This window comes from Brucella sp. JSBI001, assembly GCF_026014005.1.
In the GTDB taxonomy this organism is placed as follows: domain Bacteria; phylum Pseudomonadota; class Alphaproteobacteria; order Rhizobiales; family Rhizobiaceae; genus Brucella; species Brucella anthropi.
In genome coordinates, this window is record NZ_CP110339.1 from 207,949 (window position 1) to 233,802 (window position 25,854).

Below are 25,854 nucleotides of genomic sequence, written 5' to 3' on the forward strand. Positions count from 1 at the left end.
TTCAGGGACTTGGTTTGTCCCGGCAAATCTCACAGTTACCGCAGGAGCCGGGAAACGATCTGAGCGGTGTAGTCCACCATGGGAACGATCCGCGCATAGTTGAGCCGTGTGGGCCCAATGACTCCCAGAGCACCAATAACCCTTTGCTCGCTGTCGCGATAGGGGGCGACCACCAGCGATGAGCCGGAAAGGGAGAAAAGCTTGTTCTCCGAACCAATGAAGATGCGGACACCCGAACCGGCTTCCGCGAGATCGAGAAGCTGGACCATGCCGTCCTTGGTTTCGAGATCATCGAACAGATGGCGCAGGCGCTCGATGTCTTCCTGCGCATGGATATTTTCCAGAAGATTAGCGCGTCCGCGAACAATCAGCCGTGCCGGTTGATCCGTTCCGGCACCGCTCCAGACCGCCAGCCCTTGGGCAACAAGTTCCTGCGATAGCTGATCGAGTTCCTGCCGTGTTTCTTCCGTCAGCTTTTTCAATTCGGCTTTGGCTTCGGAAAGCGTGTGGCCATGGATGTGTGCGTTGAGAAAGTTCGATGCCTCGACCAGCTGCGAATTGCTGATGCCGACGGGCAGATTGACGACGCGGTTTTCGACATCGCCGTTCTGCATGACAAGAACAGCCAGTGCCCGTGTCGGTTCGAGGCGAACGAATTCGATGTGTTTCAGCGCACCTTCCGCCTTGGTGGCAAGCACGAGGCCCGCGCCGCGCGACAGACCTGAAAGAACCTGACTTGCTTCGGTCAGAACGCTTTCGACAGAATTGTTCATACCGGCGGAACGAACCTGCGCCTCAATGGAGGAGCGTTCCTCCGGCGGCAGATCGCCCACTTCGAGAAACGCGTCGACAAAGAAGCGTAGCCCGATCTGGGTCGGCAGGCGCCCGGCTGAGACATGCGGTGCGTAGATGAGACCCAGATGCTCGAGATCGCTCATCACATTGCGGATCGTGGCAGGTGAAAGCGTGTGTGGCAGCAGTCGTGAGAGATTGCGCGAGCCAAGCGGATCGCCATCGTTCAGATAGGTTTCCACAATCAGCCGGAAAATATCGCGCGAACGCTGGTCGAGCGAACTCAAAAGCTGGTGTTCCGGCGTTTTCATCATAATATGGTCGCGAACCCTAGTGTGGCTTTGAATCCGAAATTCGTTCACAGCGCTGTTCCCAGGTGATGCGAATTTCGGATTCGCCACACTGGAAATAGCATACGCCAAATATAAGGTCGCAAGTCAAAGCGTCAAAGCCTTTAGGCTATAGTGACAGGCCTCTCAACATCTCTGACGGTTTTTCGGGCAGAATGGCTTTCTATTTGCGACCGGGAAGCCTAAAAAGCCGCACCGGAAAAATGAATCGAGGAATTTTCTATGCGTCCATCCAAGCGTGCGGCTGACGAAATGCGTGCCGTTTCTTTCGAACGCGGCATCTCCAAACATGCCGAAGGTTCCTGCCTCGTCAAGTTTGGCGATACGCATGTGTTGTGCACCGCAAGCCTTGAGGAAAAGGTGCCGGGCTGGATGCGCAATACGGGCAAGGGCTGGGTCACGGCGGAATACGGCATGCTGCCGCGTTCGACCGGCGACCGCATGCGCCGCGAAGCCGCTGCCGGTAAGCAGGGCGGACGCACGCAGGAAATCCAGCGTCTGATCGGACGCTCCTTGCGCGCCGTCGTGGACATGCAGGCGCTTGGCGAAGTACAGATCACGGTAGATTGCGATGTCATTCAGGCCGATGGCGGCACGCGGACGGCAGCCATCACCGGCGGCTGGGTAGCGCTTCATGAATGCCTGCGCTGGATGGAAGCACGCCAGATGGTGCGCGTCGAGAAGGTTCTGAAAGATCATATCGCGGCGATTTCTTGCGGCATCTATGAGGGCGAGCCGGTGCTTGATCTCGACTATGCCGAAGACTCTGTCGCCGAGACCGACAGCAATTTCGTTATGACCGGCAAGGGCGGAATTGTTGAAATTCAGGGAACGGCGGAAGGTGCACCTTTCTCGGAAGAAGAGTTTGCCAATCTGATGAAGCTCGCTCGCGGCGGCATTGATCGCCTTGTGTCCTTGCAGAAGATGGCTGTCGCCTGATAGGAACGAGGTCTGCTCCATATATCGAGGAGACCTCTTCCATGCGCGCAGCACGCATCCTTGAAACCGCGCTCTATGTCCGCGATGTCGCGGAGGCTATAGAGTTCTATCACGGCATTATGGGTCTGGAGCCGGTTGGGAAAGTCAGCGAGCGCAACGCATTTTTCCGGTGCGGCGACGGCATATTGCTTCTCTTCAAGGCCGAAGAGACATTGAAGCCGCCATTGCCAGAGCACTTGCCCGTGCCGTCCCATGGCACAAGCGGTCCCGGCCATGTATGTTTTGCTGCAAGCCGCGAGGAGATGGAACGCTGGCGCAACCATCTGGCAAAACATGGCATAGCAATCGAGGCCGAGTTCGACTGGCCGAATGGTGCGCATTCGATCTACTTCCGTGATCCGTCCGGCAATTCATTGGAGATTGCCGAACCCAAACTGTGGAACTGAAAATGAGAAAACTGGAACAGGGCAAGCTGATCGTCGCTTCGCACAATGCGGGCAAGCTGAAGGAGTTCGACGGTCTGATCGGTCCGTTCGGCTTCGAAGTCAGTTCGGTTGCCGCTCTTGGCCTGCCTGAGCCGGACGAGACCGGCACCACGTTTGAGGAAAACGCCTATATCAAGGCTCTTGCTGCGGCTGAGGCCACCGGATTGCCTGCATTGTCCGACGATTCCGGCATGATGGTCGATGCGCTCGATGGCGATCCGGGAGTCTACACGGCAAACTGGGCCGAGACTGAAGACGGCACACGCGATTTCGACATGGCGATGCAAAAGGTCGAGAACCTGCTGCAAGAAAAGGCTGCCGTTGCGCCACAGCAGCGCAAGGCGCGTTTCGTATCGGTCATCTGCCTTGCCTGGCCCGATGGGGAGGCTGAATATTTCCGTGGCGAAGTCGAGGGCGCGATTGTCTGGCCGCCACGTGGCACTACGGGTTTCGGTTTCGACCCGATTTTCCTGCCCGATGGCTATGAAAAGACTTTCGGCGAAATGACTGCCGATGAGAAGCACGGCTGGAAGCCAGGTGATGCTTCGGCCCTGTCGCACCGTGCCCGTGCTTTCAAGCTTTTCGCCGAAAAAGTGCTTAATGTGGAGCCGGCATCCGCAAAATGAACAAGCTGTTTCCCCCTTTGCAGGCAATAGATGCTGCTCGCGCAAATGCCGCCGGGTCGATCCCAATCGCGCGTGCAAATGGGGAAAATGCGTTTGGCGTTTACCTGCATTGGCCATTCTGTCTGGCCAAATGCCCTTACTGTGACTTCAACAGCCATGTTCGTCACAAGCCGGTCGATCAGGCGCGTTTTTCGGAAGCATTTCTTCGCGAGATGGAAATCTTGCGTGAGCGCACCGGCCCACGCACGATCACCAGCATATTCCTGGGTGGCGGCACACCGTCGCTGATGCAGCCGGAAACCGTGGGTGCACTTCTCGATGGGATCGCGTCCCATTGGTCGGTAGCGCCCGATATTGAGGTGACGCTGGAGGCCAATCCGACCAGCGTGGAGGCAGACCGTTTTCGCGGCTATCGCGCGGCAGGCGTTAATCGCGTGTCGCTTGGCATTCAGGCACTCAACGATCCCGATTTGCGCCGTCTCGGACGCATGCATTCGGTCGAGGAAGCCAAGGCGGCCATTCGGTTGGCACGTGAGATTTTCCCGCGCCTGTCCTTCGATCTGATCTATGCACGCCCGAACCAGACAATCGAGGACTGGCGGGAGGAACTGAAAGAGGCCATCGGGCTTGCTGCCGATCATCTGTCGCTCTATCAGCTGACGATCGAGGAAGGCACACAGTTCTATAATCTCTGGAAGGCTGGCAAGCTGACGACGCCCGAGCCGGATCACGCCGCAGCGCTTTATGAGGAAACGCAAAGGGTCACGGCAGAGCACGGCCTTCCTGCCTATGAAATCTCCAACCATGCGGTGCCGGGGCGCGAGTCACAGCACAATCTCGTCTATTGGCGTTACGGGCAATATGTCGGCATCGGTCCCGGCGCGCATGGGCGTTTCGTAGAGAATGATATTCGTACCGTCACCATGACCGAAAAACATCCGGAAACCTGGCTGGATAAGGTCGAACGCAATGGCCACGGCATTATCGAAGAAGAATATCTCGATGGCGGACAGGAAGGCGACGAGTTCCTGATGATGGGCTTGCGTTTACGCGAAGGCATCGATCTTGCCCGTTATGAGCGACTTTCTGGCCATGCAGTTGATGAAAAGCGACTTGCGAAACTGATCGCGGAAGGCATGATCGAGCCGATGAGCGGCAGCATCATTCGCGCAACGCCAGATGGTGCGCTGGTGCTCGACGCGCTGGTTGCCGACTTGGCGGCATAAGGAACTTATAATGACGGACGAAGCAGGCGAGGGGCGACGGGAATATGTGGTTGGCGGCACGACAATGCGCGCCCGGCCACTGGAGCCTGCTCTTTATATCGTCTCGACCCCCATCGGAAATCTCGGCGATATGACGCTGCGCGGTATCGAAACGCTGGCGTCCGTCGATATTCTGGCTTGCGAAGATACGCGTGTAACCCGCGTTCTGCTCGACCGCTATGGTATAGCGCGCCGCCCCATCAGCTATCATGAGCACAATGCCGCCGAAGCCGGTGAAAAGCTGATAGCGGCGCTCTCAGCGGGCAAAAGCGTTGCGCTGGTGTCCGATGCCGGAACGCCGCTCGTCTCCGATCCCGGTTTCCGTCTGGTGGGCGAAGCGCGCGAGGCGGGCATTCGTGTCGTGCCTATTCCGGGTGCTTCCGCCGTTCTGGCCGCACTTGCCGCTTCGGGCCTGCCGACCGACGCCTTCATGTTCTGCGGCTTTCTGCCGTCCAAGCATGGACAAAAACAGTCGAAGCTCGAAAGCCTCAAGGGCATCGATGCGACGCTGGTTTTTTATGAATCGCCAAACCGGACAGCGGCAACGCTGGCGGAAATGGCCGAAGTGTTCGGGCCGGATCGTATGGGCGCGCTCTGCCGTGAACTGACCAAGGCCTACGAGACCATTCGCACTGCGCCGCTGGGCGAGCTTGCAGCCGAGTTTGACGGCGAAGATCGCATTCGCGGTGAAGTCGTTCTGCTAGTGGGGCCGCCAACGGGCAACGCCGTTCCGCAAAGCGAGGAAGACATCGACAAGCTGCTGCTGTCGCTTGCCGCCGAACTGCCGCCATCCAAGGCCGCAGGCGAGGCAGCCCGCATGACCGGCGGACAGAAATCGGTTCTCTATCAGCGTCTCATGCAATTGAAATCGGATCAGCGATGACAGACCTCCGCGAGAAAAAGCGAACTGCTTTCTTTCGCGGACACAGCGCCGAACGTTTTGCTTCAGTGCTTCTTCTTCTGAAAGGTTTTCGGATCGTCGCCCGGCGCTATCGGACAAGGCTCGGCGAAATCGATCTGATCGCCCGGCGTGGCAATCTGATTTTGATCGTTGAGGTCAAGGCGCGGAGCAGTCTGGAAGCAGCACACCTCGCTGTCACGCCGCAGGCCATGCGCCGCATCGAAGCCGCAGCCGATCTCTGGCTGCAACGCCAGCCCGACCATGCCCGCCTGTCGCTGCGTTTCGATCTGATTGCCGTGCTGCCGCGACGGTGGCCCAAACATATTCCGGCATTCTTCACGAGCGGCAACTACTGATAAGTCTATGTAAATCCTATAAAAATTGTGGGGTATATTTCCGGCATTACGGGAAATTAAAATCCCGTATTCCTCTGTTTTGAGGAAAAGTGATGCTCGCCGTCATTTTCACGCGCAAGCCCATTTCTTATAAAATCACGTCGCTCAACGGATAATGGCGCCAACTTTTACAAGACGCATTTCCGCACGCGAAACCAGTATCCACTTTCGCTGGAAATGCTCCCAAGGATGGCGCCGTGTCTCTATCGCAAAAGCGTTTACTGGCTGATTTTCCTGCCTTCTTCCGGGTATCGGAAGAGGTGGTTGTCGTCGTTGGCGGCGGCGAGGAAGCTTTGAACAAGGCGCGCCTTGTGGCGCAGACTTCGGCGCGACTTCGCATCGTTGCCGAAGAAACAGAACATCATCTGGCCGAGTTCATCGCAGGCCACGGCGCGGAGCATGTGGCTGCACCTTTCGCGCCTGAGCATCTCGATGGCGCAAAGCTGGTTTTTGTCGCAACCGGCGATGAAGCGCAGGATCGCGCCATTGCTGCTGCCGCGAAGGCGCAAAAAATTCCGGTCAATGTGGTTGACGTCCCGCACTTTGCGATTTTCTGACGCCCGCCATCGTCAACCGTGCGCCGGTCACCATTGCTATCGGTTCGGAAGGGACAGCCCCGGTTCTGGCGCAGATGGTGCGCGCGCGGATTGATGCCGCGTTCTCGCCGCGTCTGGGCGAGCTTGCGCATTTTGCCGAAAGCTGGCGTCCGCTGGTCGAGCGCGCCTTGCCCAAGGGGCTGGCACGCCGCAGCTTCTGGCGCGGGTTCTTTTCGGGCCGTGTCGCCCATGCCATCGAGAATGGCGACCGGGAGGAAGCGCAGAAAGCCGCGAACGACCTGATCAAGCAGCGCGACAATGTCGCCGGTTATGTCTGGCTGGTCGGTGCCGGTCCGGGTGCCGAAGACCTGCTGACCCTGCGCGCCCATCGCGCCTTGATGGAAGCCGATGTGATTGTGCATGATGCGCTGGTGCCGGAAGGTGTCATCGCCATGGGTCGCCGCGATGCGGAGCGTCTTGCCGTCGGCAAGCGCAAAGGCTGCCATTCCAAAAGTCAGGAAGAGATCAACCGCCTGCTGGTTGCGCTGGGCCGCGAAGGCAAGCGCGTTGTGCGGCTGAAATCGGGCGATCCGCTGGTGTTCGGACGTGCAGGTGAAGAAATGGCCGCACTGCGTGCCGCCGGTATCGGATTCGAAATCGTTCCCGGCATCACTTCTGCCTTTGCCGCCGCAGCCGACATGGAACTGCCGCTGACGCTGCGCGGTGTCGCCTCGTCGCTGGTGTTCACTACCGGTCATGACATGACCGGCGACGTGCTGCCGGGCTGGGCGAAGCTCGCCGTCTCCGGCGCAACCATTGCCGTCTATATGGGCTCGACCGTCGCGGCATCGGTTGCCGCGCGGCTGATGGGTGCGGGCCTGCACGAAGATACCGCCGTGGCGGTGGTGGAAAATGCGAGCCGGCAGGACAAGCGCCTGTTCCACGGTACGCTGAAGGATTTGCCGGATCTGGAAAGCCGCAAGGAGCTTTCCGGTCCGGTCATGGTGATCATTGGCGATGCGGTCGCCGGTGCCGCAATCGACAAAGCCGAAGCGCTGGCCCTCAAGCCGGTATCCGTCGCAGCCTAAACCTGCGGGATGCGCGGTTAACAAAAGTTTGGAGTTTGGAAATGGTTGTAAAAGTTCTCACTGCAAACCGGCTGATCGACGGACAGGCTGTTTGGCTCGGTGCTGACGGGTCGTGGCAGGAGACCATCGACGGCGCGCTGATCGCCCGCCATGCCGAAGCTGTCACGGCGCTTGAAGATGCGGGCAAGCTTGCAGCGAAGGCCAATCTGGTTGTCGATGTGAATGTGATCGATGTCGAGGAGCGCGAGGAGGGGCTTTACCCGATCCGCCTACGCGAACGCATCCGCCTTTCCGGCCCGACCATCGTGACCTTTGGCGATTTGCCCCTCGAAAAGCCTGAATTGAAGCGCGCCTCCTGATTGTGGATTTGGACCTAGCCTATGTATCGTTACGATGAATTCGACCGCGATTTTGTTGCGGCCCGCGTTGCCCAGTTCAAGGATCAGGTCGAGCGCCGTCTGGCCGGAGAACTGACGGAAGACCAGTTCAAACCGCTGCGTCTGATGAACGGTCTCTATCTGCAACTGCACGCCTATATGCTGCGTGTGGCAATTCCCTATGGCACGCTGTCGAGCCGCCAGCTACGCAAGCTCGGTCACATTGCCCGCGTCTATGACCGCGGCTTCGGCCATTTCACCACGCGCCAGAATATCCAGTATAACTGGCCTGCGCTGAAGGATGTGCCGCGTATTCTGGAAGAGCTGGCGGAAGTCGAAATGCACGCCATCCAGACCTCCGGCAATTGCATTCGCAACGTGACGGCTGATCATTTCGCGGGCGCTGCCGCCGACGAAGTGGCCGATCCGCGCCCATTCGCCGAAATTTTGCGCCAGTGGTCGTCGCTGCATCCGGAGTTTTCCTATCTGCCGCGCAAGTTCAAGATTGCCATCGTCGGCTCGGACCACGACCGCGCCGCCATTCAGGTGCATGACATCGGCTTGCAGCTGAAGAAGAACGAGGCGGGCGATCTGGGGCTGGCTGTCTATATTGGCGGCGGTCAGGGCCGCACGCCGATGGTGGCGAAGAAAATCCGCGACTTCCTGCCCATCGAGGACATGCTGACCTATGTGACGGCCATCGTGCGCGTTTACAATCTGCATGGCCGTCGCGACAACAAATACAAGGCGCGCATCAAGATTCTCGTCCATGAAACGGGCGTTGAAGAGCTGACCCGTGAGATCGATGCCGAGTGGGACGAAATCCGCAATGGCGAATTGAAGCTGCCGCAGCGCGATATCGACGCCATCGAAAGCTATTTCCGCATGCCGAACTTGCCGCAACGGCCGGAAGGTTGGGAAATTCTGGCTGTCACCCAGAAGGCCGATGCGGAATTTGCAAGTTGGGTGGCGCGCAATGTCACGCCGCACAAGAACCCGGATTATGCGGTCGTCACCATTTCGCTCAAGCCCATTGGCGGTATTCCGGGTGACGCAAGCGCTGAACAGATGGAGCTGGTGGCGGATATTGCCGAGACCTATTCCTTTGATGAAATCCGCGTCAGCCACGAGCAGAATCTGGTTCTGCCGCATGTGGCCAAGGCCGATCTCGCAGCCGTCTACGATCTGCTGCAATCGGACGGTCTGGTGACGCCGAATGCCGGTCTCATCACCGATATCATCGCCTGCCCCGGTCTCGATTATTGCGCCCTTGCCAATGCACGCTCCATTCCGGTGGCGCAGCGCATTTCGGAGCGCTTCGGCGACCAGCAGCGCCAGCTTGAGATCGGCGATCTCAAGATCAAGATTTCCGGCTGCATCAATGCCTGCGGTCATCACCATGTCGGCCATATCGGCATTCTGGGCGTCGAGAAGAAGGGCGAAGAGCTTTATCAGATCACGCTTGGCGGTTCGGCGGACGAGTATTCGACTATCGGTGACATCACCGGTCGCGGCTTCTCGTCGGAAGAGGTGGTTGATGCCATCGAAACAGTTGTGGACACCTATCTGTCCTTGCGGGAAAGCCCGGAAGAAACCTTCCTTACCGCCTATCGCCGCGTCGGCATGGAGCCGTTCAAACAAGCGCTTTATGGAGAAATAAGCCGTGCAGCTTGATGCTGAAGAAAGTGCTGCCGCCGAAGCCCGCCTTTTGGAGGCAAGCCACGGTGCGTCTTCCCCGCAGGATGTGATCGCGCTCGTCACGCGTGAACTCTATGAGGGGCAGATCGCGGTCGTGTCTTCCTTCGGCGCGGAATCGGCTGTGCTTTTGCATATGATCTCGCAAATCGATCCGGCGACGCCGGTTCTGTTTCTCGATACGGGCAAGCATTTTCGGGCGACACTTGATTATCGTCATGATCTGGTGGACCGGCTGGGATTGACCGATGTGCAGGATATTCTGCCGCTGGAAGACAGTGTCAGGACGGAAGACCCGTTTGGCGCTTTGTCGATGACCGACAAGGATCGCTGCTGCTTCATCCGCAAGGTCGAGCCGATGGCGCGCGCCGTGGCCCCTTATCGGGCCTGGATGACGGGCCGCAAGCAGTTTCAGGCATCGACGCGCGAAAGCCTGCCGGTGTTTGAATCGGTCGGTTCGCGCATTCGTATCAATCCGCTGGCGCGTTTGCAGGCAGCCGATCTCAAGGCCTATGCCGAAAAACACGACCTGCCGCCGCATCCGCTGATCGCGCAGGGCTATCGTTCCATCGGCTGCATGCCCTGCACACGGCCCGTGAGCGAGGGCGAGGATCAGCGAGCCGGACGCTGGGCCGGATCGGAAAAGACAGAATGCGGCATCCATCTGTCGGGTCTGTCCGATAGTTTGAAGAATTTGGGAGCAGGTGACCGGAAATGAGCGATATCAACGAAACCAAACTCTGGTCTGCCGAGGGCTTTCGCGAGGACGACTATGTCTTTGCCGACGATCTTGAAATGGCGGGCGATGCCCCGGCAATCATCATTCCGCTGGCCGTCTGGCTCGGACTGGATGAGGAGCGCCGCCGCGCCTCCAATCGCCGGATCGGCGTTTCGGTGGCGCCGGGCGAAGCCATTGATCCGCTTCTGGATGATCTGGGCAGTGTGCCGCTGATCGCCTTGCAGTTTCCGGCCTTTAATGACGGGCGTTCCTATTCCAAGGCGGAGATTTTGCGCCGCGAAGGCTTTGCGGGTGAGTTGCGCGCCGTTGGCGACGTGCTGATCGATCAGGCCGCCCTGATGCTGCGGACCGGTTTCGACAGCCTTCAGGTGACCAACAAGGTGGCGCAGGGCCGTCTTGGCGAAAATCGTCTGGTCGATACGCCCGGCTATTATCAGCCAGGACGCGGTTCTGTGCCGGAAGAGGCTGGGTTCGCCTGGCGTCGCGTCAAGGCAAGTTAGGCACATCACTCAAATTTGCCATTTTTCTGCGGGCCTTGATGCGCTAGACACGCCTCACCAACTTCAGGGAGTCGCGGTGTGATCCGGCATATTGTTTTCTTCAGTGTCAAAGAAGGTCAGGATATAGAGACTGTCAAAAAGGGGCTGGAGCAACTCGGCACCATTCCTCATGCTGACCTTTTTGAAGTTCTGCCGAATTCCAGGGTCGATCCGATGTGTGACCGCATTGATCTCGTGGTCTATGCCGAGTTCAAAGATGAGGAAGCGCTTTTCGCTTTTAAGAAACATCCGACCTATGACGCGACGACGCAACTGGTGCGTCCGATGCGCGAATTGCGCTTTTCAGCCGATGTTTTGACAGACAAGCGTTAAAGCATTTCCAGCAAAAGTGCGAAGCGGTTTTGCGTTCGGAAATGCGTAAAAATAACTACCAGTCGGCCTGTGGTCTTTCCTGTAACGGCAGGCCGCCGAAAAGATCAGGCTCGCTGGACGTTCTCGCTCGTTCGATATTGAGGAGCTTGAGTTTTGTTGCCGTTCCGCCTGCTGCGGAAAAGCCGCCGACCTTGCCATTGGCACCGAGCACCCGGTGACAGGGCACAATGATTGGAAACGGGTTTTTGCCCAGTGCATAACCGACAGCCTGCGAGAGACTTACGTCATCGATCCGTCGGGCAATCGCACCATAGGTCGTTGTCTCGCCCGGTTTCAGCTCAAGGATAATTTCATAGACCTGCCGGTTGAGATCGGGCTGGGCATCCAGCGCCAGCGGTGTACCTGAAAAATCGACATCGGTGCCTGCCAGAAGCGCGCGCACACCTTGGATTGCATTGCTGACGAAGGAGGGCTCGTTGATATCTTCGGCACCGGGGAACCGCTCGCCGAGCCGATAGCGGGTTTCCTTCTCGTCAGCATCCCCGATCTCGACGCCCACAATCTTCTGTCCGCGCCATGCAATGCCGCACGGTCCGATCTCTGTTTCGAAAATGGTGACGCCTGACGATTCCATGGAAGTCATATTAACATGGTTTTGAACGGGACAAATGCCGGTTATCGGGCAACGATAGGAACGTTCACGTGAAAAGTCGTAACAATTGCGAAAAATGGCGCAGCGAAATGGTTGAAGAACGACACAAATAATGATTGTGTGATGGCGACCGGCCAATGCCCTTAAATGGCCAAACGGATTGACGAGAGTTTCCGGCACCTGTCACGGCGGGCGCGGAACCAAGGAATTTAAATGGACGATTACGAGCGATATGCCACAGGGTTGATGATCGTTTTTGGCGCGCTGATTATCGGCGGCCTCATGGCGGCCAACCTGTACCACGGCGACAAGCCGGGCTTTTTATTCGCGCTGGGCGCTGCGGTTGTCAGCTGGTTCGCGGCTTTCGCGTCCTGTTTGACAAGCCACGCGTTTATGGCGTGATGATTGCGGTTGCGATCGGTCTGGTTGCGGCTTCAATCGGTGCTTATGTCACCTGATTTTTGTACCGTATGATTAAGAAAAAAAGCCCCGGTTTTCCGGGGCTTTTTCGTTTTAGAGATATGGCGAATAGCACTGGCGCCGTGGCCCATAGTTGGGCTGGAACGTATTATCGTAGGCTCGGTAGGAACGATAACGGTTGTAGCACCACCGCACATGCGGGTTGCCGCCGCGATAGACCGGTGCCGGACGGTAGCGATAAGCAGGCGGCGGTCCCCAGTAACGGCGATCATAGCGATAGTATGGGCGGTAACGCGGACGATCATGCCGCCAGTGTCGACGATGCTCCCGCCAATAGCGGCGGTCACCACGATAATCGTAATACTGAACGTTCTGAACATTCGGTGCTGGAGCCTGGGCGGACGGTGTCGCCATCAAAGACGGCTGCGCCGCATTCGCAGTTCCGGCAGCAGCGGATAGTCCCATGCCGAGTGACAAACATGCGGCAAACAGAGAATAAGCAAACCTTTTCATCGGTCTCTCCTCACAGCGCATACCGAAAAATGTGAAACGGTTTTCGGATAAGATGCGCGTAAAAATAAACAACACATATCGTCCCTGCCGTTATTTTAGGCCGGACATTGTGGCGGAGCAGTGGCCCTGCGAAGTCACGATTTCTTCGTTGCGGCAACAGATGGGTGATGCTCTGATTTTGGGGTAGGAATTAGTCGCCCCGAATTGACATAAAGATATGTTTATGTCATTAAGCGACTTCCGTGATGTGCGTATAAAGGGCAATTCAGGTTTATGTGTCCGAACAGACCTGCTGCCTGGTAACAGATTGAATATAGGCGGTGTTTTATGGCCTCTTCCCTCGACGGTCTTTTTGGTGCAACGGCTGCGCAGCCGGATGGCTCAGAAGTGCTCGCAGCTCTCACCAAGGCAGCGCGTGAGCGCATCCTGATCCTCGACGGCGCGATGGGAACCCAGATTCAGGGGCTTGGTTTTCATGAAGAGCATTTCCGCGGCGAGCGCTTCGGCGCCTGCGACTGCCAGCTTCAGGGCAATAACGACCTTCTGACGCTGACCCAGCCCAAGGCTATCGAGGAAATCCATTATGCCTACGCCATTGCGGGCGCAGATATTCTCGAAACCAATACGTTTTCGTCCACGACAATTGCCCAGGCCGATTATGGCATGGAAGAGCAGGTCTACGAATTGAACCGCGACGGTGCGCGTCTTGCCCGCCGTGCAGCCTTGCGCGCCGAGCAGAAGGATGGCCGCCGCCGTTTCGTTGCGGGCGCTCTGGGGCCGACAAACCGCACCGCTTCCTTGTCGCCTGACGTCAACAATCCCGGCTACCGCGCTGTTACCTTCGACGATCTGCGCATCGCCTATGCCGAGCAGATCCGGGGGCTGATCGACGGCGGTTCTGATATCATTCTGATTGAAACCATCTTCGATACGCTCAACGCCAAGGCTGCCGTCTTCGCGTCGGAACAAGTGTTCGAGGAAAAGGGCATCTTTCTGCCGGTAATGATTTCCGGCACGATCACCGATCTTTCCGGTCGCACCCTGTCCGGCCAGACGCCAACGGCATTCTGGCATTCGTTGCGTCACGCCAAACCATTTACCATCGGCCTCAATTGCGCGCTCGGCGCCAACGCTATGCGTGCGCATCTCGACGAATTGTCGACCATTGCCGACACCTTCATCTGCGCCTATCCGAATGCCGGTCTGCCGAACGAGTTTGGCCAGTATGACGAAACGCCGGAAGCGATGGCTGCCCAGATCGAAGGCTTTGCCCGTGACGGCATGGTCAATGTGGTCGGCGGCTGCTGCGGATCGACGCCCGAACACATCCGCGCCATTGCCGAGGCTGTTGCGAAACACCCGCCGCGCAAGCCTGCCAAGGTCGCGCCGCTGATGCGCCTTTCGGGCCTTGAGCCCTTCACGCTGACCGAGGATATTCCTTTCGTCAATGTCGGCGAACGCACCAACGTGACCGGCTCGGCACGCTTCCGCAAGCTGATCAAGGCTGGCGATTTTGCTGCTGCGCTCGACGTCGCGCGCGATCAGGTGGTCAACGGCGCCCAGATCATCGATATCAACATGGATGAAGGCCTGATCGATTCCGAAAAGGCCATGGTCGAATTCCTCAATCTGATTGCTGCCGAGCCGGATATCGCTCGCGTGCCGATCATGATTGACAGTTCCAAATGGGAGGTAATCGAGGCTGGCCTGAAATGCGTTCAGGGCAAGGCGGTGGTCAATTCCATCTCGATGAAGGAAGGCGAGGAAGCGTTTATCCATCACGCCAAGCTCGTCCGTGCTTATGGCGCGGCGGTTGTCGTCATGGCTTTCGATGAAACCGGGCAGGCCGATACTGAGGCGCGCAAGATCGAAATTTGTACCCGGGCCTACAAGATCCTGACCGAACAGGTCGGTTTCGCACCGGAAGACATCATCTTCGACCCGAACATCTTTGCAGTGGCGACCGGTATCGAAGAACACAATAATTACGGTGTCGATTTCATCGAAGCGACGCGCAAGATCATGGCGACCTTGCCGCATGTCCATGTCTCGGGTGGCGTGTCGAACCTTTCTTTCTCGTTCCGCGGCAATGAGCCGGTGCGCGAGGCGATGCATGCCGTCTTCCTCTACCACGCCATTCAGGCGGGTATGGATATGGGCATCGTCAATGCCGGTCAGCTGGCGGTTTACGATGCCATCGATCCGGAACTGCGCGAGGCCTGCGAGGATGTGGTGTTGAACCGCCGCTCCGATGCGACCGAACGTTTGCTGGAAATCGCCGAACGTTTCCGCGACTCCGGCTCCAAGGAAGCCAAGGTGCAGGATCTGACCTGGCGCGAATGGCCGGTGGCAAAGCGCCTCGAACATGCGCTGGTCAACGGCATCACCGAATATATCGAAGCCGATACGGAAGAGGCGCGCCAGTCTGCCGAACGTCCGTTGCACGTCATCGAAGGCCCGCTGATGGCTGGCATGAATGTGGTCGGCGATCTGTTCGGTGCCGGCAAGATGTTCCTGCCACAGGTGGTCAAATCGGCCCGCGTGATGAAGCAGGCCGTGGCCGTTCTCCTGCCATATATGGAAGAAGAAAAGCGTCTCAATGCTGAAAAAGGCATTGGCGGCGGTGAACGTCAGAGCGCTGGCAAGGTGCTGATGGCGACCGTGAAGGGCGACGTGCACGATATCGGCAAGAATATCGTCGGCGTCGTGCTGGCCTGCAACAATTACGAGATCATCGATCTTGGCGTGATGGTGCCATCGCAGAAAATTCTGCAGGTAGCGCGTGACGAAAAGGTGGATATCATTGGCCTTTCCGGCCTCATCACGCCTTCGCTGGATGAGATGGCGCATGTGGCAGCAGAAATGGAGCGCGAAGGTTTCGATATTCCGCTTCTGATCGGCGGCGCGACCACGAGCCGTGTCCATACGGCGGTGAAGATTCATCCGCGCTATGAACGCGGACAGGCGGTCTACGTCATCGATGCCAGCCGTGCCGTCGGTGTGGTTTCGAGCCTGCTGTCGCCGGAAGGCAAGCAGGCCTATGTTGACGGTCTGCGCGGGGAATATGCCAAGGTGGCAGCCGCTCATGCGCGCAATGAAGCGGAAAAGCAGCGCCTGCCGATCGCTCGTGCCCGCGCCAATGCGCATAAGGTTGACTGGGATAATTTTGTTCCGGTAAAGCCGACATTCACTGGCACGAAGACCTTCGACGATTACGATCTGGCCGAAATCGCCCGCTATATCGACTGGACGCCGTTCTTCCAGACCTGGGAGTTGAAAGGCCGCTATCCGGCAATTCTTGAAGACGAGAAGCAGGGCGAGGCAGCCCGGCAACTCTGGGACGACGCTCAGGCGATGCTGAAAAAGATCATCGACGAAAAGTGGTTCACGCCGAAAGCTGTCGTCGGTTTCTGGCCCGCCAATGCGGTCGGCGACGATATTCGTCTTTTCACCGATGAAAGCCGGAACGAGGAACTTGCCACTTTCTTCACGCTGCGCCAGCAATTGAGCAAGCGCGATGGTCGTCCGAATGTGGCGATGTCCGACTTCGTCGCACCCGCCGAGAGCGGAAAGCAGGATTATGTCGGCGGCTTCGTCGTCACGGCAGGCATTGGCGAAGTGGCGATTGCCGAGCGTTTCGAGCGCGCCAATGACGACTATTCCGCTATTCTTGTGAAGGCGCTGGCTGACCGTTTTGCCGAAGCCTTTGCAGAACTGATGCATGAGCGCGTGCGCAAGGAGTTCTGGGCTTATGCATCTGACGAGACTTACACGCCTGAAGAACTGATCGGTGAACCCTATCAGGGTATTCGTCCTGCGCCGGGCTATCCGGCCCAGCCCGATCACACTGAAAAGACGACGCTTTTCCGCCTTCTGGACGCGACCGCGAATACGGGCGTGGAACTGACCGAAAGCTACGCCATGTGGCCCGGCTCTTCCGTATCGGGTCTCTATATCGGCCATCCGGAAAGCTATTATTTCGGCGTGGCCAAAGTCGAACGGGATCAGGTCGAGGATTACGCGAGCCGCAAGGGAATGACGATAGAGGAAGTCGAGCGCTGGCTCGCACCGATCCTTAATTATACCCCAGGTGCAGCTCCCGAAGAGGCTGCGGCGTGACAAATGCCGCAACTTGTTTAGCTTAATCTCATATACTCGTATTTCTGACAGATGTATTGGGTGCGTTTGACTGGTTTGTAGTTGCTTGTTGACTACAAACTAGCAGACGTAACTGCATCGGCTCGGCATTCCATGTTCCAGAACCGTTGATTTATTTGGCGTTTTAGAGCTGGCCTTGCTTCATGTAATAATTAAGTATTTATTAAAGTAATTTATAATTTAGATTACTGTAATATTTAACCGGTGGAGATGTATGCATTTCTGATTAGTATATAGAGAAAAATACAGAGATGTGTTACTGATTTGTTGGCGTTTTATTTAAATGCTTCGAATTTCAATAATCATCAATAGTTATATTTTTCGTTGGGAAGTCTGCAATGAAATGGGAACAAATTTATGAATCCATGCAATCTGCTGACGATGCCGGACAGCTCCTTGAATATATAGGCACCTATGCCAGGCAGTGCGGATTTGCACATACGGCGTATGTCATGCGCGTTCCCTTGTTGAACGGCGTGGTCAAATGGCTCAGCTTTGGGTCGTTGCCGCAGGAATGGACCGATCACTATACAGCCCGAAAATATGCGGATGTTGACCCATTGGTTCGCAAGGCACTGAACAGCATAGAGCCATTGGTCTGGTCGTCGAAGCTCTTTGCGGAAGCACCACAGATATGGGCCGATGCACAGCGCTTCGGCCTCAAGGTTGGGATTTCCCAGCCGTGTTGGGCTGCTCAAGGCGTGTTCGGAATGCTGTCTTTCCTGAGAACTGGCCCGGCATTATCTTCCGGCGAGATTTCAATGTTGCGGCGCCAGATGCAGATCGCAGCCAATCTGCTGCATTTGTCCATGTACGAACATCTTGATGTTCCGACGATGAACTGCGTTTCTGAAGTGAACCTGACGATGCGCGAGCGGGAAATCCTGCGCTGGACGAGTGAGGGAAAGACTGCCGAGATCATCGGCACGATCCTCAATATTTCGACGCGCACGGTGAATTTCCATATCAGCAACGTGCTCACAAAGCTTGTTGCGGTGAATAAGGTTCAGGCCGTCGCCAAGGCCCGCACTTTCGGTCTTCTGTAAATATCTTCCAAGTCCCTCGGCGGTTTGATCCGAAGGGCATTTTTCAGCGGCTTTCCGGTTTGCGCTTTTTCTGAAACGGGCTACAAATTCATTATCTTTCCCGGAGGATCAATGAATGACTGCTCAGCCAAACTCTCTTGAAGCTCGCGATATCCGTTATCATCTCCATTCTTATACCGATGCTGTCCGCCTCGAAGCGGAAGGTCCGCTCGTCATCGAGCGTGGCGATGGCATTTACGTCGAAGATGTATCGGGCAAGCGCTATATCGAAGCGATGTCAGGACTGTGGAGTGTTGGCGTGGGCTTTTCCGAACCGCGTCTGGCCGAAGCAGCTGCACGACAGATGAAGAAGCTGCCTTTCTACCATACATTCTCCTACCGTTCGCATGGTCCTGTCATTGATCTGGCTGAAAAGCTTGTCTCAATGGCTCCTGTTCCGATGAGCAAGGCCTACTTCACCAATTCAGGTTCCGAAGCCAACGATACGGTCGTGAAGCTGATCTGGTATCGCTCCAATGCGCTGGGTGAACCGGAGCGCAAGAAAATCATCTCACGCAAGCGCGGCTATCACGGTGTGACGATTGCCTCTGCCAGCCTGACCGGCTTGCCCAACAATCACCGTTCTTTCGATCTGCCGATCGATCGTATCCTGCATACGGGCTGCCCGCATTATTATCGCGAAGGACAGGCTGGCGAGAGTGAGGAACAATTCGCAACGCGGCTGGCGGATGAGCTGGAACAGTTGATCATCGCTGAAGGGCCACACACGATCGCCGCTTTTATCGGAGAGCCGGTCATGGGTGCCGGTGGCGTGGTGGTGCCGCCCAAAACCTATTGGGAAAAAGTGCAGGCTGTTCTCAAGCGCTACGATATTCTGCTGATCGCTGACGAGGTTATTTGCGGCTTCGGACGGACAGGCAATCTGTTCGGCAGCCAGACTTTCGATATGAAACCGGACATTCTGGTGATGTCGAAGCAGCTTTCGTCATCCTATCTGCCGATTTCGGCCTTCCTCATCAACGAGCGTGTGTACGCGCCAATTGCCGAAGAAAGCCACAAGATCGGCACGCTTGGCACGGGCTTCACGGCATCCGGTCATCCGGTGGCGGCAGCGGTAGCGCTGGAAAACCTCGCCATTATTGAAGAGCGTGATCTGGTCGCCAATGCGCGCGACCGCGGCACCTATATGCAGAAGCGCCTGCGTGAGTTGCAGGATCATCCTCTGGTCGGCGAAGTGCGTGGCGTTGGTCTCATAGCCGGTGTCGAGCTTGTCACCGACAAGCAGGCCAAGACGGGCCTTGAACCAACCGGCGCTCTGGGCGCAAAGGCAAACGCCGTTCTTCAGGAGCGCGGCGTCATTTCCCGCGCAATGGGCGATACGCTTGCCTTCTGCCCGCCGCTCATCATCAACGATCAGCAGATTGATACGATGGTGTCCGCGCTCGAGGCGACGCTGAACGATGTTCAGGCAAGCCTCACCAGGTAATAATTTGCTCTGGAGCTGTCCGAATAACGGGCAGCTCCAGAGCAAAATCCCGTTAAATATCACAAAAATTGTATGATTTTCCGTGACTTGGCCAAAAAGCGGCTTTTCCCGGCGCGCGCAAGTTTGTTCCGGCCCCGCGTGCAAATACGGTAAGTTTTTCGCGCAAGCGAGTTGCAATACGCGATAGGTTTCTTTCACTTTTCCGCATCATTTTACGACAATGCGCGCACCGTGGCTTTTGCCACACCTGCGCCGGATGAAGGCATTCGCCATCCCTCCCGCCAGTATCGAGTCCCCATCCGGTTGCCGGGAGTAAGTAGTCGTGCATCATGCATCCCTGACCAAGAACCTGACGCATCTTCAGCGCCTTGAGGCGGAAGCTATCCATATTTTTCGCGAGGTTGCGGCAAGTTTTTCCAACCCGGTAATGCTTTATTCGGTCGGTAAGGATTCGTCGGTGATGCTGCATCTGGCGATGAAGGCATTCTATCCCGCTCCGCCGCCTTTTCCCTTTCTGCATGTTGATACGACATGGAAGTTTCGGGAGATGATTGAGTTTCGCGATGCGCAGGCGCGTGAAAAGGGTTTTGAGCTGCTCGTGCATATCAATGAGGATGGCGTGCGCGAGGGGGTTGGCCCCTTTAGCCATGGATCGAATGTCCACACTCATGTGATGAAGACGGTCGCTTTGCGGCAAGCGCTCGACAAGTACAAGTTCGATGCTGCTTTTGGTGGCGCCCGTCGCGACGAGGAGAAATCGCGCGCCAAGGAGCGCATCTTTTCCTTCCGTAACGCGCAGCATGGTTGGGACCCCAAGAACCAGCGTCCGGAAATGTGGAAGATCTACAATACGCGGGTTTCCGCAGGGGAATCGATCCGCGTCTTTCCGCTGTCGAACTGGACTGAACTCGATATCTGGCAATATATCCTGCAAGAGAATATCCCCATCGTCCCGCTTTATTTTGCAGCGCATCGTCCGGTGGTCGAACGCGACGACATGCTGATCATGCTCGACGACGACCGCATGAAGTTGCGTCCGGGCGAAACGGTGGAAAACCGGCTGGTGCGGTTCCGCACGCTTGGCTGCTATCCGCTGACCGGCGCTATTGAATCCAGTGCGGCTGACCTCTCCGATATTGTCGAAGAAATGCTGATTGCCCGTACATCCGAGCGGCAGGGCCGCGCCATTGACCGTGACGAAGCCGGATCGATGGAAAAAAAGAAGCGCGAGGGCTATTTCTGATGAATGCGATAATCAAGCCTGTTGCGACCAATGCCGCAGTCAGCGACTTCCTGGCCGATCAGGAGCGCAAGACACTCTTGCGCTTCCTTACTTGCGGATCGGTGGATGACGGCAAGTCAACGCTCATCGGACGCCTGCTCTATGACACGAAACTGATCTTCGAAGACCAGCTCGCATCGTTGAAGAACGATAGCCGCAAGTTCGGTACCACGGATGATGATTTCGATTTTGCGTTGCTGGTTGACGGTCTGGAGGCCGAGAGGGAGCAGGGCATCACCATCGATGTCGCCTATCGGTTCTTTTCGACGCCACGTCGTAAATTCATTGTCGCTGATACACCCGGTCATGCGCAATATACGCGCAACATGGCGACTGGTGCCTCGACAGCCGATCTTGCTATCGTGCTCATCGATGCCCGTCAGGGTGTACTGACCCAGACACGACGCCATTCCTTCATTGCCGCTGCACTTGGTATTCGTCACATCGTTCTGGCCGTGAACAAGATCGATCTGGTCGATTTTTCGCAAGAGGCTTTCGAGCGCATCGTTGCCGATTATATGAGTTTCGCCAATGAATTAGGCTTTGTCAGCATCCAGCCGATCCCGCTTTCGGCGCGTTTCGGCGACAATGTCACCCTGCCGTCGCCACGCATGGACTGGTATGAAGGGCCGCATCTGCTCGAACATCTGGAGACCGTGCGCATCGACACGGAGGCAGCGGCCAAGCCGTTTCGTTTTCCGGTGCAATATGTGAACCGGCCGAATCTCGATTTTCGCGGCTTCTCCGGCACTGTGGCATCCGGTTCGATCAGTGCCGGTGATGCCGTGGTGGTTGCCAAATCAGGAAAAACCTCCCGCGTAAAACGCATCGCCACCTATGACGGTGATCTGCCACGTGCTTCCGAAGGACAGGCTGTCACACTGGTGCTTGAGGACGAGATCGAGGTTTCACGCGGCAATATGCTGGTCGGGACGGAGGCCCGGCCCGAAGTTGCTGATCGGTTTTCAGCCAATATAGTCTGGTTCGGCGAGGAGGCGTTGCATCCCGGCCGTTCCTATATCCTGCGTACCGAGACTGATCAGACACCGGTAACGATCAACGAGATCGTATACAGAACCGATGTCGATAGCTTCACCCGTCAGGAAGCACCCCGCCTTGACCTCAACGAAATCGGACTTTGCCATCTCCAGACGGTGGATCAGATTGCGTTCGATCCTTACGCGGATAATCGCGTAACCGGCGCCTTCGTCTTGATCGACCGGCTTACCAACGCGACTGTGGGCGCTGGGATGATCGATAGTGCTCTTCGTCAGGCGACGAATGTGCATCTGCAGTCCTTCGACCTCGACAAGCAGACACGCGCAGCGCAGAAATTCCAGAAACCGGCTGTGCTCTGGTTTACGGGGCTGTCAGGCTCCGGCAAATCCACCATCGCGAACCGGCTGGAACAGCGGCTCCACGCGCTTGGCAAGCACACCTACCTGCTGGACGGTGATAATGTCCGTCATGGCCTCAACAGCGATCTGGGCTTCTCCGATGAGGATAGGGCGGAGAACATCCGCCGTGTCGGCGAAGTCGCCCGGTTGATGACCGATGCGGGGCTGGTTGTGCTGGTTTCCTTCATCTCGCCATTTCAAGCTGAGCGTGATCGGATTCGCGCTCGCCTGCCTGAAGGCGAGTTTGTCGAGATTTTCGTGGATACACCGATAGAGGAATGCATCGCGCGTGACCCGAAGGGGCTCTATGCGCAGGCTTTGCGTGGCGAGATCAAGGCTTTCACCGGGATCGATTCTCCCTATGAGGCGCCAGTTTCACCGGAATTACGCCTTAGCACGACAGGTCGTGACGTTGACGAACTCGTCGCAGAAGTAGAAAAGTATCTTGCCGAACGTGGTATCATCGGCAGTTATGGCAGCGATTCCTGGTCAATCTGAGCAATGAAGATTTCAGCCTCCCCGAAAGCCGATCCGAACGACGAAGCAATGCTGGCCGTCCTGCAGGAAGCTGCACTCGAGGCGGGGCGCGTTATCATGAAGCACTATGCCAATGGTTGCGCGGTTCAGAGTAAGAAAGATTCTTCCCCGGTCACGGAAGCAGATCGTGACGCGGAAGCCATCATTCTTGCTGCACTCGCTTCCGTTGTTCCGGATATTCCGGTTGTGGCTGAAGAAGAAGTGGCAGCGGGACGTTTGCCTTCACATTTGGGGCGGCGATTTTTATTGGTCGACCCTCTCGACGGCACCCGTGAGTTTCTGTTGCGAAACGGCGATTTCACGGTGAATATCGGCCTGATCGAGGACGGCGCTCCGGTTCTCGGCATCGTTTATGCACCAGTTCGCAATCGCTTGTTTATTGGAAACAGCAATGGTGCTGAAGAAATAACGACGACCAAAGATCATGCAATCGGAACAAGGCGTGGGATAGCGGTGCGCGTCCATGGGCCAGAGCGGGTGGCCGTCTGCAGCCGGTCACACAAGAACCCGGAAACGGAAAAGTTCCTGAACGACAACAGGATCAACAGCTGTGTTTCCATCGGTTCGTCGCTGAAATTCTGCCTGATTGCCAGTGGAGAGGCCGATATTTATCCACGTTTCGGCCCGACGATGGAATGGGATACGGCGGCGGGCGATGCCGTGTTACGCGCCGCTGGTGGCCTCACCACGACTTTCGAGGGAACGCCGCTCTCTTATGGTCAACGCGCCAATGAAGGTGTTGCGGGTTTTGCAAACCCCAATTTCGTGGCTTTTGGCGGTGGTACGAAGCCTGTTTTTGCTATGCTTTAATAGATTTTGGAAGCAAACGGATAGCGCCGTCCTGCTCTCATATGCAACTCGTCTGAAGCCATTTCCAACTTTTGGGGTTAGGCATTAAAAAAACGACAGGATGCTCTTGCAGCTTGAAATTGGGGGCGTTATAAGCCGCCTCAATGGTCAAGACCACGTGGTCACGGAGTGTAGCGCAGCCTGGTAGCGCACCTCGTTCGGGACGAGGGGGTCGGAGGTTCGAATCCTCTCACTCCGACCATTTTCCTGAGAGTGAAGGCTGCTCTTTCATCCGATTTTTAGTATCAGACAGAGTATATCATCGCCGATGATGGGCAATTGCTTGTGTGTCAGGCGATGCTTTTTTCCTTCAGAACATCAGTATTGGCTACCTCCTAAACGGATACTGTGGTAAGTGCCTTTTCGAAGAGCATTGGCGCATTGAGGTAGACTTTGCCTAACTAATACCGGTCTCAACCCAGTTTCACCTACGCGACCTGACAGCAGAGAGCTGTCGGGCGTGTGAACTTGTTCATTGGGTGGTGGCTAGAGACCGGTTTGGCATTGTCAAATGTGCCGGAACAGCTTGCGCTGTCTCTGCTCTTCAGCCACTTGAAATATCGCCATGCCGCGCCCGGATTGGGCACCTCATTCGCCATCTTGGTGAACTTCCAAAATGGAAGACCGAGATATTATGAGCGATACTCTTCGGGTGCGGTGGATGATCACACCGAATATTGCCCCCCAGCCTTGGATTGCGTGCAGCGGATGCGGCAAGCTGAAGCCTTTTCAATCAAGTGGAAAGGTTCGGTTGAATGCCAACGGTCGCAAGCTTGATGCGTGGCTGATCTATAAATGCCTGACATGCGACAAGACATGGAACCGGACGATCTTCGAACGACAGAATATCCGCGAGATCAATCCCAGGATACTGGAGGCACTTCATTCCAACGATCCGCAATGGATTTGGGTCGAGGCGTTTAATATGCAGGCACTGAAACGGAAATCGCAGCGCGTCGATGAGTTCCCGGAGTACGATGTTGCTAAACGTATCGTGTGTGGGGCTGCCAGCTGCAAGGCAATCGAGATCGAATTGCAAATTGCCCTGCCGGTCAGCATTCGCCTTGATCGTCTGCTTGCAGCTGAGCTTAAATTATCTCGTGCTCGCCTTCAGGCACTTAGCGATGGAGGTGTAATTCGGATTGTACCGGATGAAAACGGCATGCTGCGACGACGCCTCAAAACCGGTGTCATGATCTCGATAAAACCGGGAGAACCGGGTCAAGAGACTGGTTGGCAGTCGCTGCTTACGGCAGTCACGTCCTGACATAAAAGGAGGCCCGTTTCGGGCCTTCTATCATCCTCAATGGGTGATGTTTGAATGCTGTTGCGCTCACTTAGTCCGTTTTCCCGAAAACCGACATGCGCATGAACTCCCCATCATATTGGGCGAGGGCGACCACGCGTTTGCGATCCAGTATCTCCACTCTGTTTGAGCGAAACAGGATCAGCCCTTCCTCGCGCAGGTCACGCAGCATCCGATTGAGATGTATCGGTGTCAGCCCAAGAGCGTCGGCAAGCTGATATTGCGTCAGCGGGCAGTAGAACGAATTCGGATCACCCATTCCGCACGATTTCACGCGGTCGGAAAGCTCCAGAAACAGATGCGCAGTTCGGACGAACGCCGCGCGGCATCCGATATTGGTGAGATGTTCGATCAACATCGACCGCTGCCGCGCCAGAAGTTCGATAAGGATCAGACTGAGACGTGGCGCGCGTTCGATAGAAGCTTCAAGTGAGGCAAGCGGAATCTCGAAAGCCGACATAGGCGTAATTGCCGCGATTGTGTTGTAGCTGTAGCCATCGGCGGTTCGGAGTCCGAGAAAATCGCTTCGCATGGGAAAGTCGATGATCTGCCGCTCGCCGCTTGAAAGATCGCGATATACGCACCCCCAACCGGATCGCACGAGATGGATGCTTCTGACACGTGCCCCCTGTTCAATGAGGGTGGCATCGGCCGCATAATCGTTTTCGATAACAGTGAGAGAAGAAAGCGCATCTGTTTCCCGCGCTTCCAGCTTGGCAAGAATTGGAGGTGCCTCCAATAAACCAATAAGCGCTTCAATCGATGGGTCTGTGATCTGCTTGCCACTATGCATTTCTAACCCACTAGAGCGTATCCCGAAATTTGTGAAACAGCCTTTCGGAAAAGATGCGCGTCAACATGAACAGTTAGGGCGCTCGTTCGATTCAATCAAATCGATATGCAATTTAAAGCACTTCCACCATACCGCATGGCGGTTTTGCGCGGAAATCGAATAAACAACCAGTTGAACATTTCAGTTGGAAGTCTGAGTTGCCCCTGAGCTTTGAAACGCGCAATTGCCCCCCTTTGCGCTGACGAATTCAGTAAAATCGAAAACCAACTAAACGAAAGATATAGAGGCTATATCCTACCTCTCTCCAAGTCGTTCTTATGGACGGTCATAAATTTTCTGCATTGCTAACATAAGT

Annotated in this window: 22 protein-coding genes, 1 tRNA gene and 2 pseudogenes; 21 read left to right on the forward strand and 4 right to left on the reverse strand. The window is 56.3% G+C overall.

From position 1 onward, the window contains the following. Nucleotides 1–35 precede the first annotated feature (35 nt). Nucleotides 36–1,106, reverse strand: a complete 1,071-nt coding sequence (gene hrcA, locus LJ361_RS00930) for a heat-inducible transcriptional repressor HrcA (protein WP_010658014.1) — start codon at nt 1,104–1,106, stop codon at nt 36–38. A 258-nt stretch (nt 1,107–1,364) separates the two neighbouring features. Between hrcA and rph the strand changes: the two genes are divergently transcribed. The 12 genes and pseudogenes from rph to LJ361_RS00990 all read left to right on the forward strand — a co-directional run bounded on the left by rph (nt 1,365) and on the right by LJ361_RS00990 (nt 11,060). Then, nucleotides 1,365–2,081 (forward strand): ribonuclease PH, encoded by a 717-nt coding sequence (rph, locus tag LJ361_RS00935; protein ID WP_010658015.1) that lies wholly within the window; start codon nt 1,365–1,367, stop codon nt 2,079–2,081. 41 nt (nt 2,082–2,122) lie between these two features. After that, complete coding sequence (locus LJ361_RS00940; protein WP_010658016.1) at nt 2,123–2,527, forward strand: VOC family protein; 405 nt, start codon at nt 2,123–2,125, stop codon at nt 2,525–2,527. Nucleotides 2,528–2,529: 2 nt separating this feature from the next. Then, the gene (gene rdgB / locus LJ361_RS00945; protein WP_010658017.1) at nt 2,530–3,192 is read left to right on the forward strand and encodes an RdgB/HAM1 family non-canonical purine NTP pyrophosphatase; all 663 of its coding nucleotides are present in this window, start codon (nt 2,530–2,532) and stop codon (nt 3,190–3,192) included. Then, nucleotides 3,189–4,418: a radical SAM family heme chaperone HemW gene (gene hemW, locus LJ361_RS00950; protein WP_010658018.1), complete on the forward strand. Its 1,230-nt coding sequence runs from the start codon at nt 3,189–3,191 to the stop codon at nt 4,416–4,418. Before rdgB ends, hemW begins: the two co-directional genes overlap by 4 nt. Before the next feature lie 10 nt (nt 4,419–4,428). Next, nucleotides 4,429–5,340, forward strand: a complete 912-nt coding sequence (gene rsmI / locus LJ361_RS00955; protein WP_010658019.1) for a 16S rRNA (cytidine(1402)-2'-O)-methyltransferase — start codon at nt 4,429–4,431, stop codon at nt 5,338–5,340. Beyond that, on the forward strand, nt 5,337–5,714 hold the full coding sequence (locus tag LJ361_RS00960; protein ID WP_010658020.1) for a YraN family protein: 378 nt from the start codon (nt 5,337–5,339) through the stop codon (nt 5,712–5,714). The genes rsmI and LJ361_RS00960 overlap by 4 nt, the downstream gene beginning before the upstream one ends. A 236-nt stretch (nt 5,715–5,950) precedes the next feature. After that, nucleotides 5,951–7,377: pseudogene (gene cysG / locus LJ361_RS00965) on the forward strand (siroheme synthase CysG). 41 nt (nt 7,378–7,418) lie between these two features. Then, complete coding sequence (locus LJ361_RS00970; protein WP_010658022.1) at nt 7,419–7,736, forward strand: DUF2849 domain-containing protein; 318 nt, start codon at nt 7,419–7,421, stop codon at nt 7,734–7,736. Nucleotides 7,737–7,757: 21 nt separating this feature from the next. Then, complete coding sequence (locus tag LJ361_RS00975; RefSeq protein ID WP_010658023.1) at nt 7,758–9,428, forward strand: nitrite/sulfite reductase; 1,671 nt, start codon at nt 7,758–7,760, stop codon at nt 9,426–9,428. Next, nucleotides 9,418–10,167, forward strand: coding sequence for a phosphoadenylyl-sulfate reductase (locus tag LJ361_RS00980; protein ID WP_010658024.1), 750 nt, complete (start codon nt 9,418–9,420; stop codon nt 10,165–10,167). The genes LJ361_RS00975 and LJ361_RS00980 overlap by 11 nt, the downstream gene beginning before the upstream one ends. Then, entirely contained in the window at nt 10,164–10,688 is a 525-nt protein-coding gene (locus tag LJ361_RS00985) for a DUF934 domain-containing protein (protein WP_010658025.1), read from the forward strand. The genes LJ361_RS00980 and LJ361_RS00985 overlap by 4 nt, the downstream gene beginning before the upstream one ends. 78 nt (nt 10,689–10,766) lie before the next feature. After that, the gene (locus tag LJ361_RS00990) at nt 10,767–11,060 is read left to right on the forward strand and encodes a Dabb family protein (protein ID WP_010658026.1); all 294 of its coding nucleotides are present in this window, start codon (nt 10,767–10,769) and stop codon (nt 11,058–11,060) included. Between the two features lie 55 nt (nt 11,061–11,115). Here the strand turns inward: LJ361_RS00990 and LJ361_RS00995 are convergent, their stop codons facing one another. Further along, nucleotides 11,116–11,694: a methylated-DNA--[protein]-cysteine S-methyltransferase gene (locus LJ361_RS00995; protein ID WP_010658027.1), complete on the reverse strand. Its 579-nt coding sequence runs from the start codon at nt 11,692–11,694 to the stop codon at nt 11,116–11,118. Between the two features lie 231 nt (nt 11,695–11,925). Here LJ361_RS00995 and LJ361_RS01000 point away from each other — a divergent pair. Further along, nucleotides 11,926–12,170: pseudogene (locus tag LJ361_RS01000) on the forward strand (hypothetical protein). Nucleotides 12,171–12,225: 55 nt separating this feature from the next. Here the strand turns inward: LJ361_RS01000 and LJ361_RS01005 are convergent. Beyond that, a complete protein-coding gene (locus LJ361_RS01005) occupies nt 12,226–12,645 on the reverse strand; it encodes a BA14K family protein (RefSeq protein ID WP_010658029.1) in 420 nt (139 codons plus the stop codon). 327 nt (nt 12,646–12,972) lie between these two features. Here LJ361_RS01005 and metH point away from each other — a divergent pair, with 327 nt between their 5' ends. The 8 genes from metH (at nt 12,973) to LJ361_RS01045 (ending at nt 24,667) form a co-directional block, all read left to right on the forward strand. Then, nucleotides 12,973–16,764, forward strand: coding sequence for a methionine synthase (gene metH, locus LJ361_RS01010; RefSeq protein ID WP_010658030.1), 3,792 nt, complete (start codon nt 12,973–12,975; stop codon nt 16,762–16,764). 377 nt (nt 16,765–17,141) lie between these two features. Continuing rightward, a complete protein-coding gene (locus tag LJ361_RS01015) occupies nt 17,142–17,849 on the forward strand; it encodes a LuxR family transcriptional regulator (protein WP_010658031.1) in 708 nt (235 codons plus the stop codon). A 115-nt stretch (nt 17,850–17,964) separates the two neighbouring features. Next, a complete protein-coding gene (locus tag LJ361_RS01020) occupies nt 17,965–19,335 on the forward strand; it encodes an aspartate aminotransferase family protein (protein WP_036577631.1) in 1,371 nt (456 codons plus the stop codon). 322 nt (nt 19,336–19,657) lie between these two features. Then, complete coding sequence (cysD, locus tag LJ361_RS01025; protein WP_010658033.1) at nt 19,658–20,578, forward strand: sulfate adenylyltransferase subunit CysD; 921 nt, start codon at nt 19,658–19,660, stop codon at nt 20,576–20,578. Beyond that, on the forward strand, nt 20,578–22,512 hold the full coding sequence (cysN, locus tag LJ361_RS01030; RefSeq protein ID WP_010658034.1) for a sulfate adenylyltransferase subunit CysN: 1,935 nt from the start codon (nt 20,578–20,580) through the stop codon (nt 22,510–22,512). Before cysD ends, cysN begins: the two co-directional genes overlap by 1 nt. 3 nt (nt 22,513–22,515) lie before the next feature. Then, nucleotides 22,516–23,361: a 3'(2'),5'-bisphosphate nucleotidase CysQ gene (cysQ, locus tag LJ361_RS01035; protein ID WP_010658035.1), complete on the forward strand. Its 846-nt coding sequence runs from the start codon at nt 22,516–22,518 to the stop codon at nt 23,359–23,361. Between the two features lie 164 nt (nt 23,362–23,525). Continuing rightward, a tRNA-Pro gene (locus tag LJ361_RS01040) sits at nt 23,526–23,602 on the forward strand. Nucleotides 23,603–24,061: 459 nt separating this feature from the next. Then, the gene (locus LJ361_RS01045; RefSeq protein WP_080574578.1) at nt 24,062–24,667 is read left to right on the forward strand and encodes a DUF1062 domain-containing protein; all 606 of its coding nucleotides are present in this window, start codon (nt 24,062–24,064) and stop codon (nt 24,665–24,667) included. Between the two features lie 70 nt (nt 24,668–24,737). On the opposite strand, the gene LJ361_RS01050 is transcribed toward LJ361_RS01045, so the two are convergent. Continuing rightward, complete coding sequence (locus tag LJ361_RS01050; protein WP_010658037.1) at nt 24,738–25,499, reverse strand: Crp/Fnr family transcriptional regulator; 762 nt, start codon at nt 25,497–25,499, stop codon at nt 24,738–24,740. Between the last annotated feature and the right edge of the window lie 355 nt (nt 25,500–25,854).

Bases quoted from the DNA above. Each gene is read 5' to 3' on its own strand.
- hrcA (WP_010658014.1), bottom strand. From the start codon at position 1,106: ATGATGAAAACGCCGGAACACCAGCTTTTGAGTTCGCTCGACCAGCGT.
- rph (WP_010658015.1), top strand. From the start codon at position 1,365: ATGCGTCCATCCAAGCGTGCGGCTGACGAAATGCGTGCCGTTTCTTTC.
- LJ361_RS00940 (WP_010658016.1), top strand. From the start codon at position 2,123: ATGCGCGCAGCACGCATCCTTGAAACCGCGCTCTATGTCCGCGATGTC.
- rdgB (WP_010658017.1), top strand. From the start codon at position 2,530: ATGAGAAAACTGGAACAGGGCAAGCTGATCGTCGCTTCGCACAATGCG.
- hemW (WP_010658018.1), top strand. From the start codon at position 3,189: ATGAACAAGCTGTTTCCCCCTTTGCAGGCAATAGATGCTGCTCGCGCA.
- rsmI (WP_010658019.1), top strand. From the start codon at position 4,429: ATGACGGACGAAGCAGGCGAGGGGCGACGGGAATATGTGGTTGGCGGC.
- LJ361_RS00960 (WP_010658020.1), top strand. From the start codon at position 5,337: ATGACAGACCTCCGCGAGAAAAAGCGAACTGCTTTCTTTCGCGGACAC.
- LJ361_RS00970 (WP_010658022.1), top strand. From the start codon at position 7,419: ATGGTTGTAAAAGTTCTCACTGCAAACCGGCTGATCGACGGACAGGCT.
- LJ361_RS00975 (WP_010658023.1), top strand. From the start codon at position 7,758: ATGTATCGTTACGATGAATTCGACCGCGATTTTGTTGCGGCCCGCGTT.
- LJ361_RS00985 (WP_010658025.1), top strand. From the start codon at position 10,164: ATGAGCGATATCAACGAAACCAAACTCTGGTCTGCCGAGGGCTTTCGC.
- LJ361_RS00995 (WP_010658027.1), bottom strand. From the start codon at position 11,694: ATGGAATCGTCAGGCGTCACCATTTTCGAAACAGAGATCGGACCGTGC.
- LJ361_RS01005 (WP_010658029.1), bottom strand. From the start codon at position 12,645: ATGAAAAGGTTTGCTTATTCTCTGTTTGCCGCATGTTTGTCACTCGGC.
- metH (WP_010658030.1), top strand. From the start codon at position 12,973: ATGGCCTCTTCCCTCGACGGTCTTTTTGGTGCAACGGCTGCGCAGCCG.
- LJ361_RS01015 (WP_010658031.1), top strand. From the start codon at position 17,142: ATGAAATGGGAACAAATTTATGAATCCATGCAATCTGCTGACGATGCC.
- LJ361_RS01020 (WP_036577631.1), top strand. From the start codon at position 17,965: ATGACTGCTCAGCCAAACTCTCTTGAAGCTCGCGATATCCGTTATCAT.
- cysN (WP_010658034.1), top strand. From the start codon at position 20,578: ATGAATGCGATAATCAAGCCTGTTGCGACCAATGCCGCAGTCAGCGAC.
- cysQ (WP_010658035.1), top strand. From the start codon at position 22,516: ATGAAGATTTCAGCCTCCCCGAAAGCCGATCCGAACGACGAAGCAATG.
- LJ361_RS01045 (WP_080574578.1), top strand. From the start codon at position 24,062: ATGATCACACCGAATATTGCCCCCCAGCCTTGGATTGCGTGCAGCGGA.
- LJ361_RS01050 (WP_010658037.1), bottom strand. From the start codon at position 25,499: ATGCATAGTGGCAAGCAGATCACAGACCCATCGATTGAAGCGCTTATT.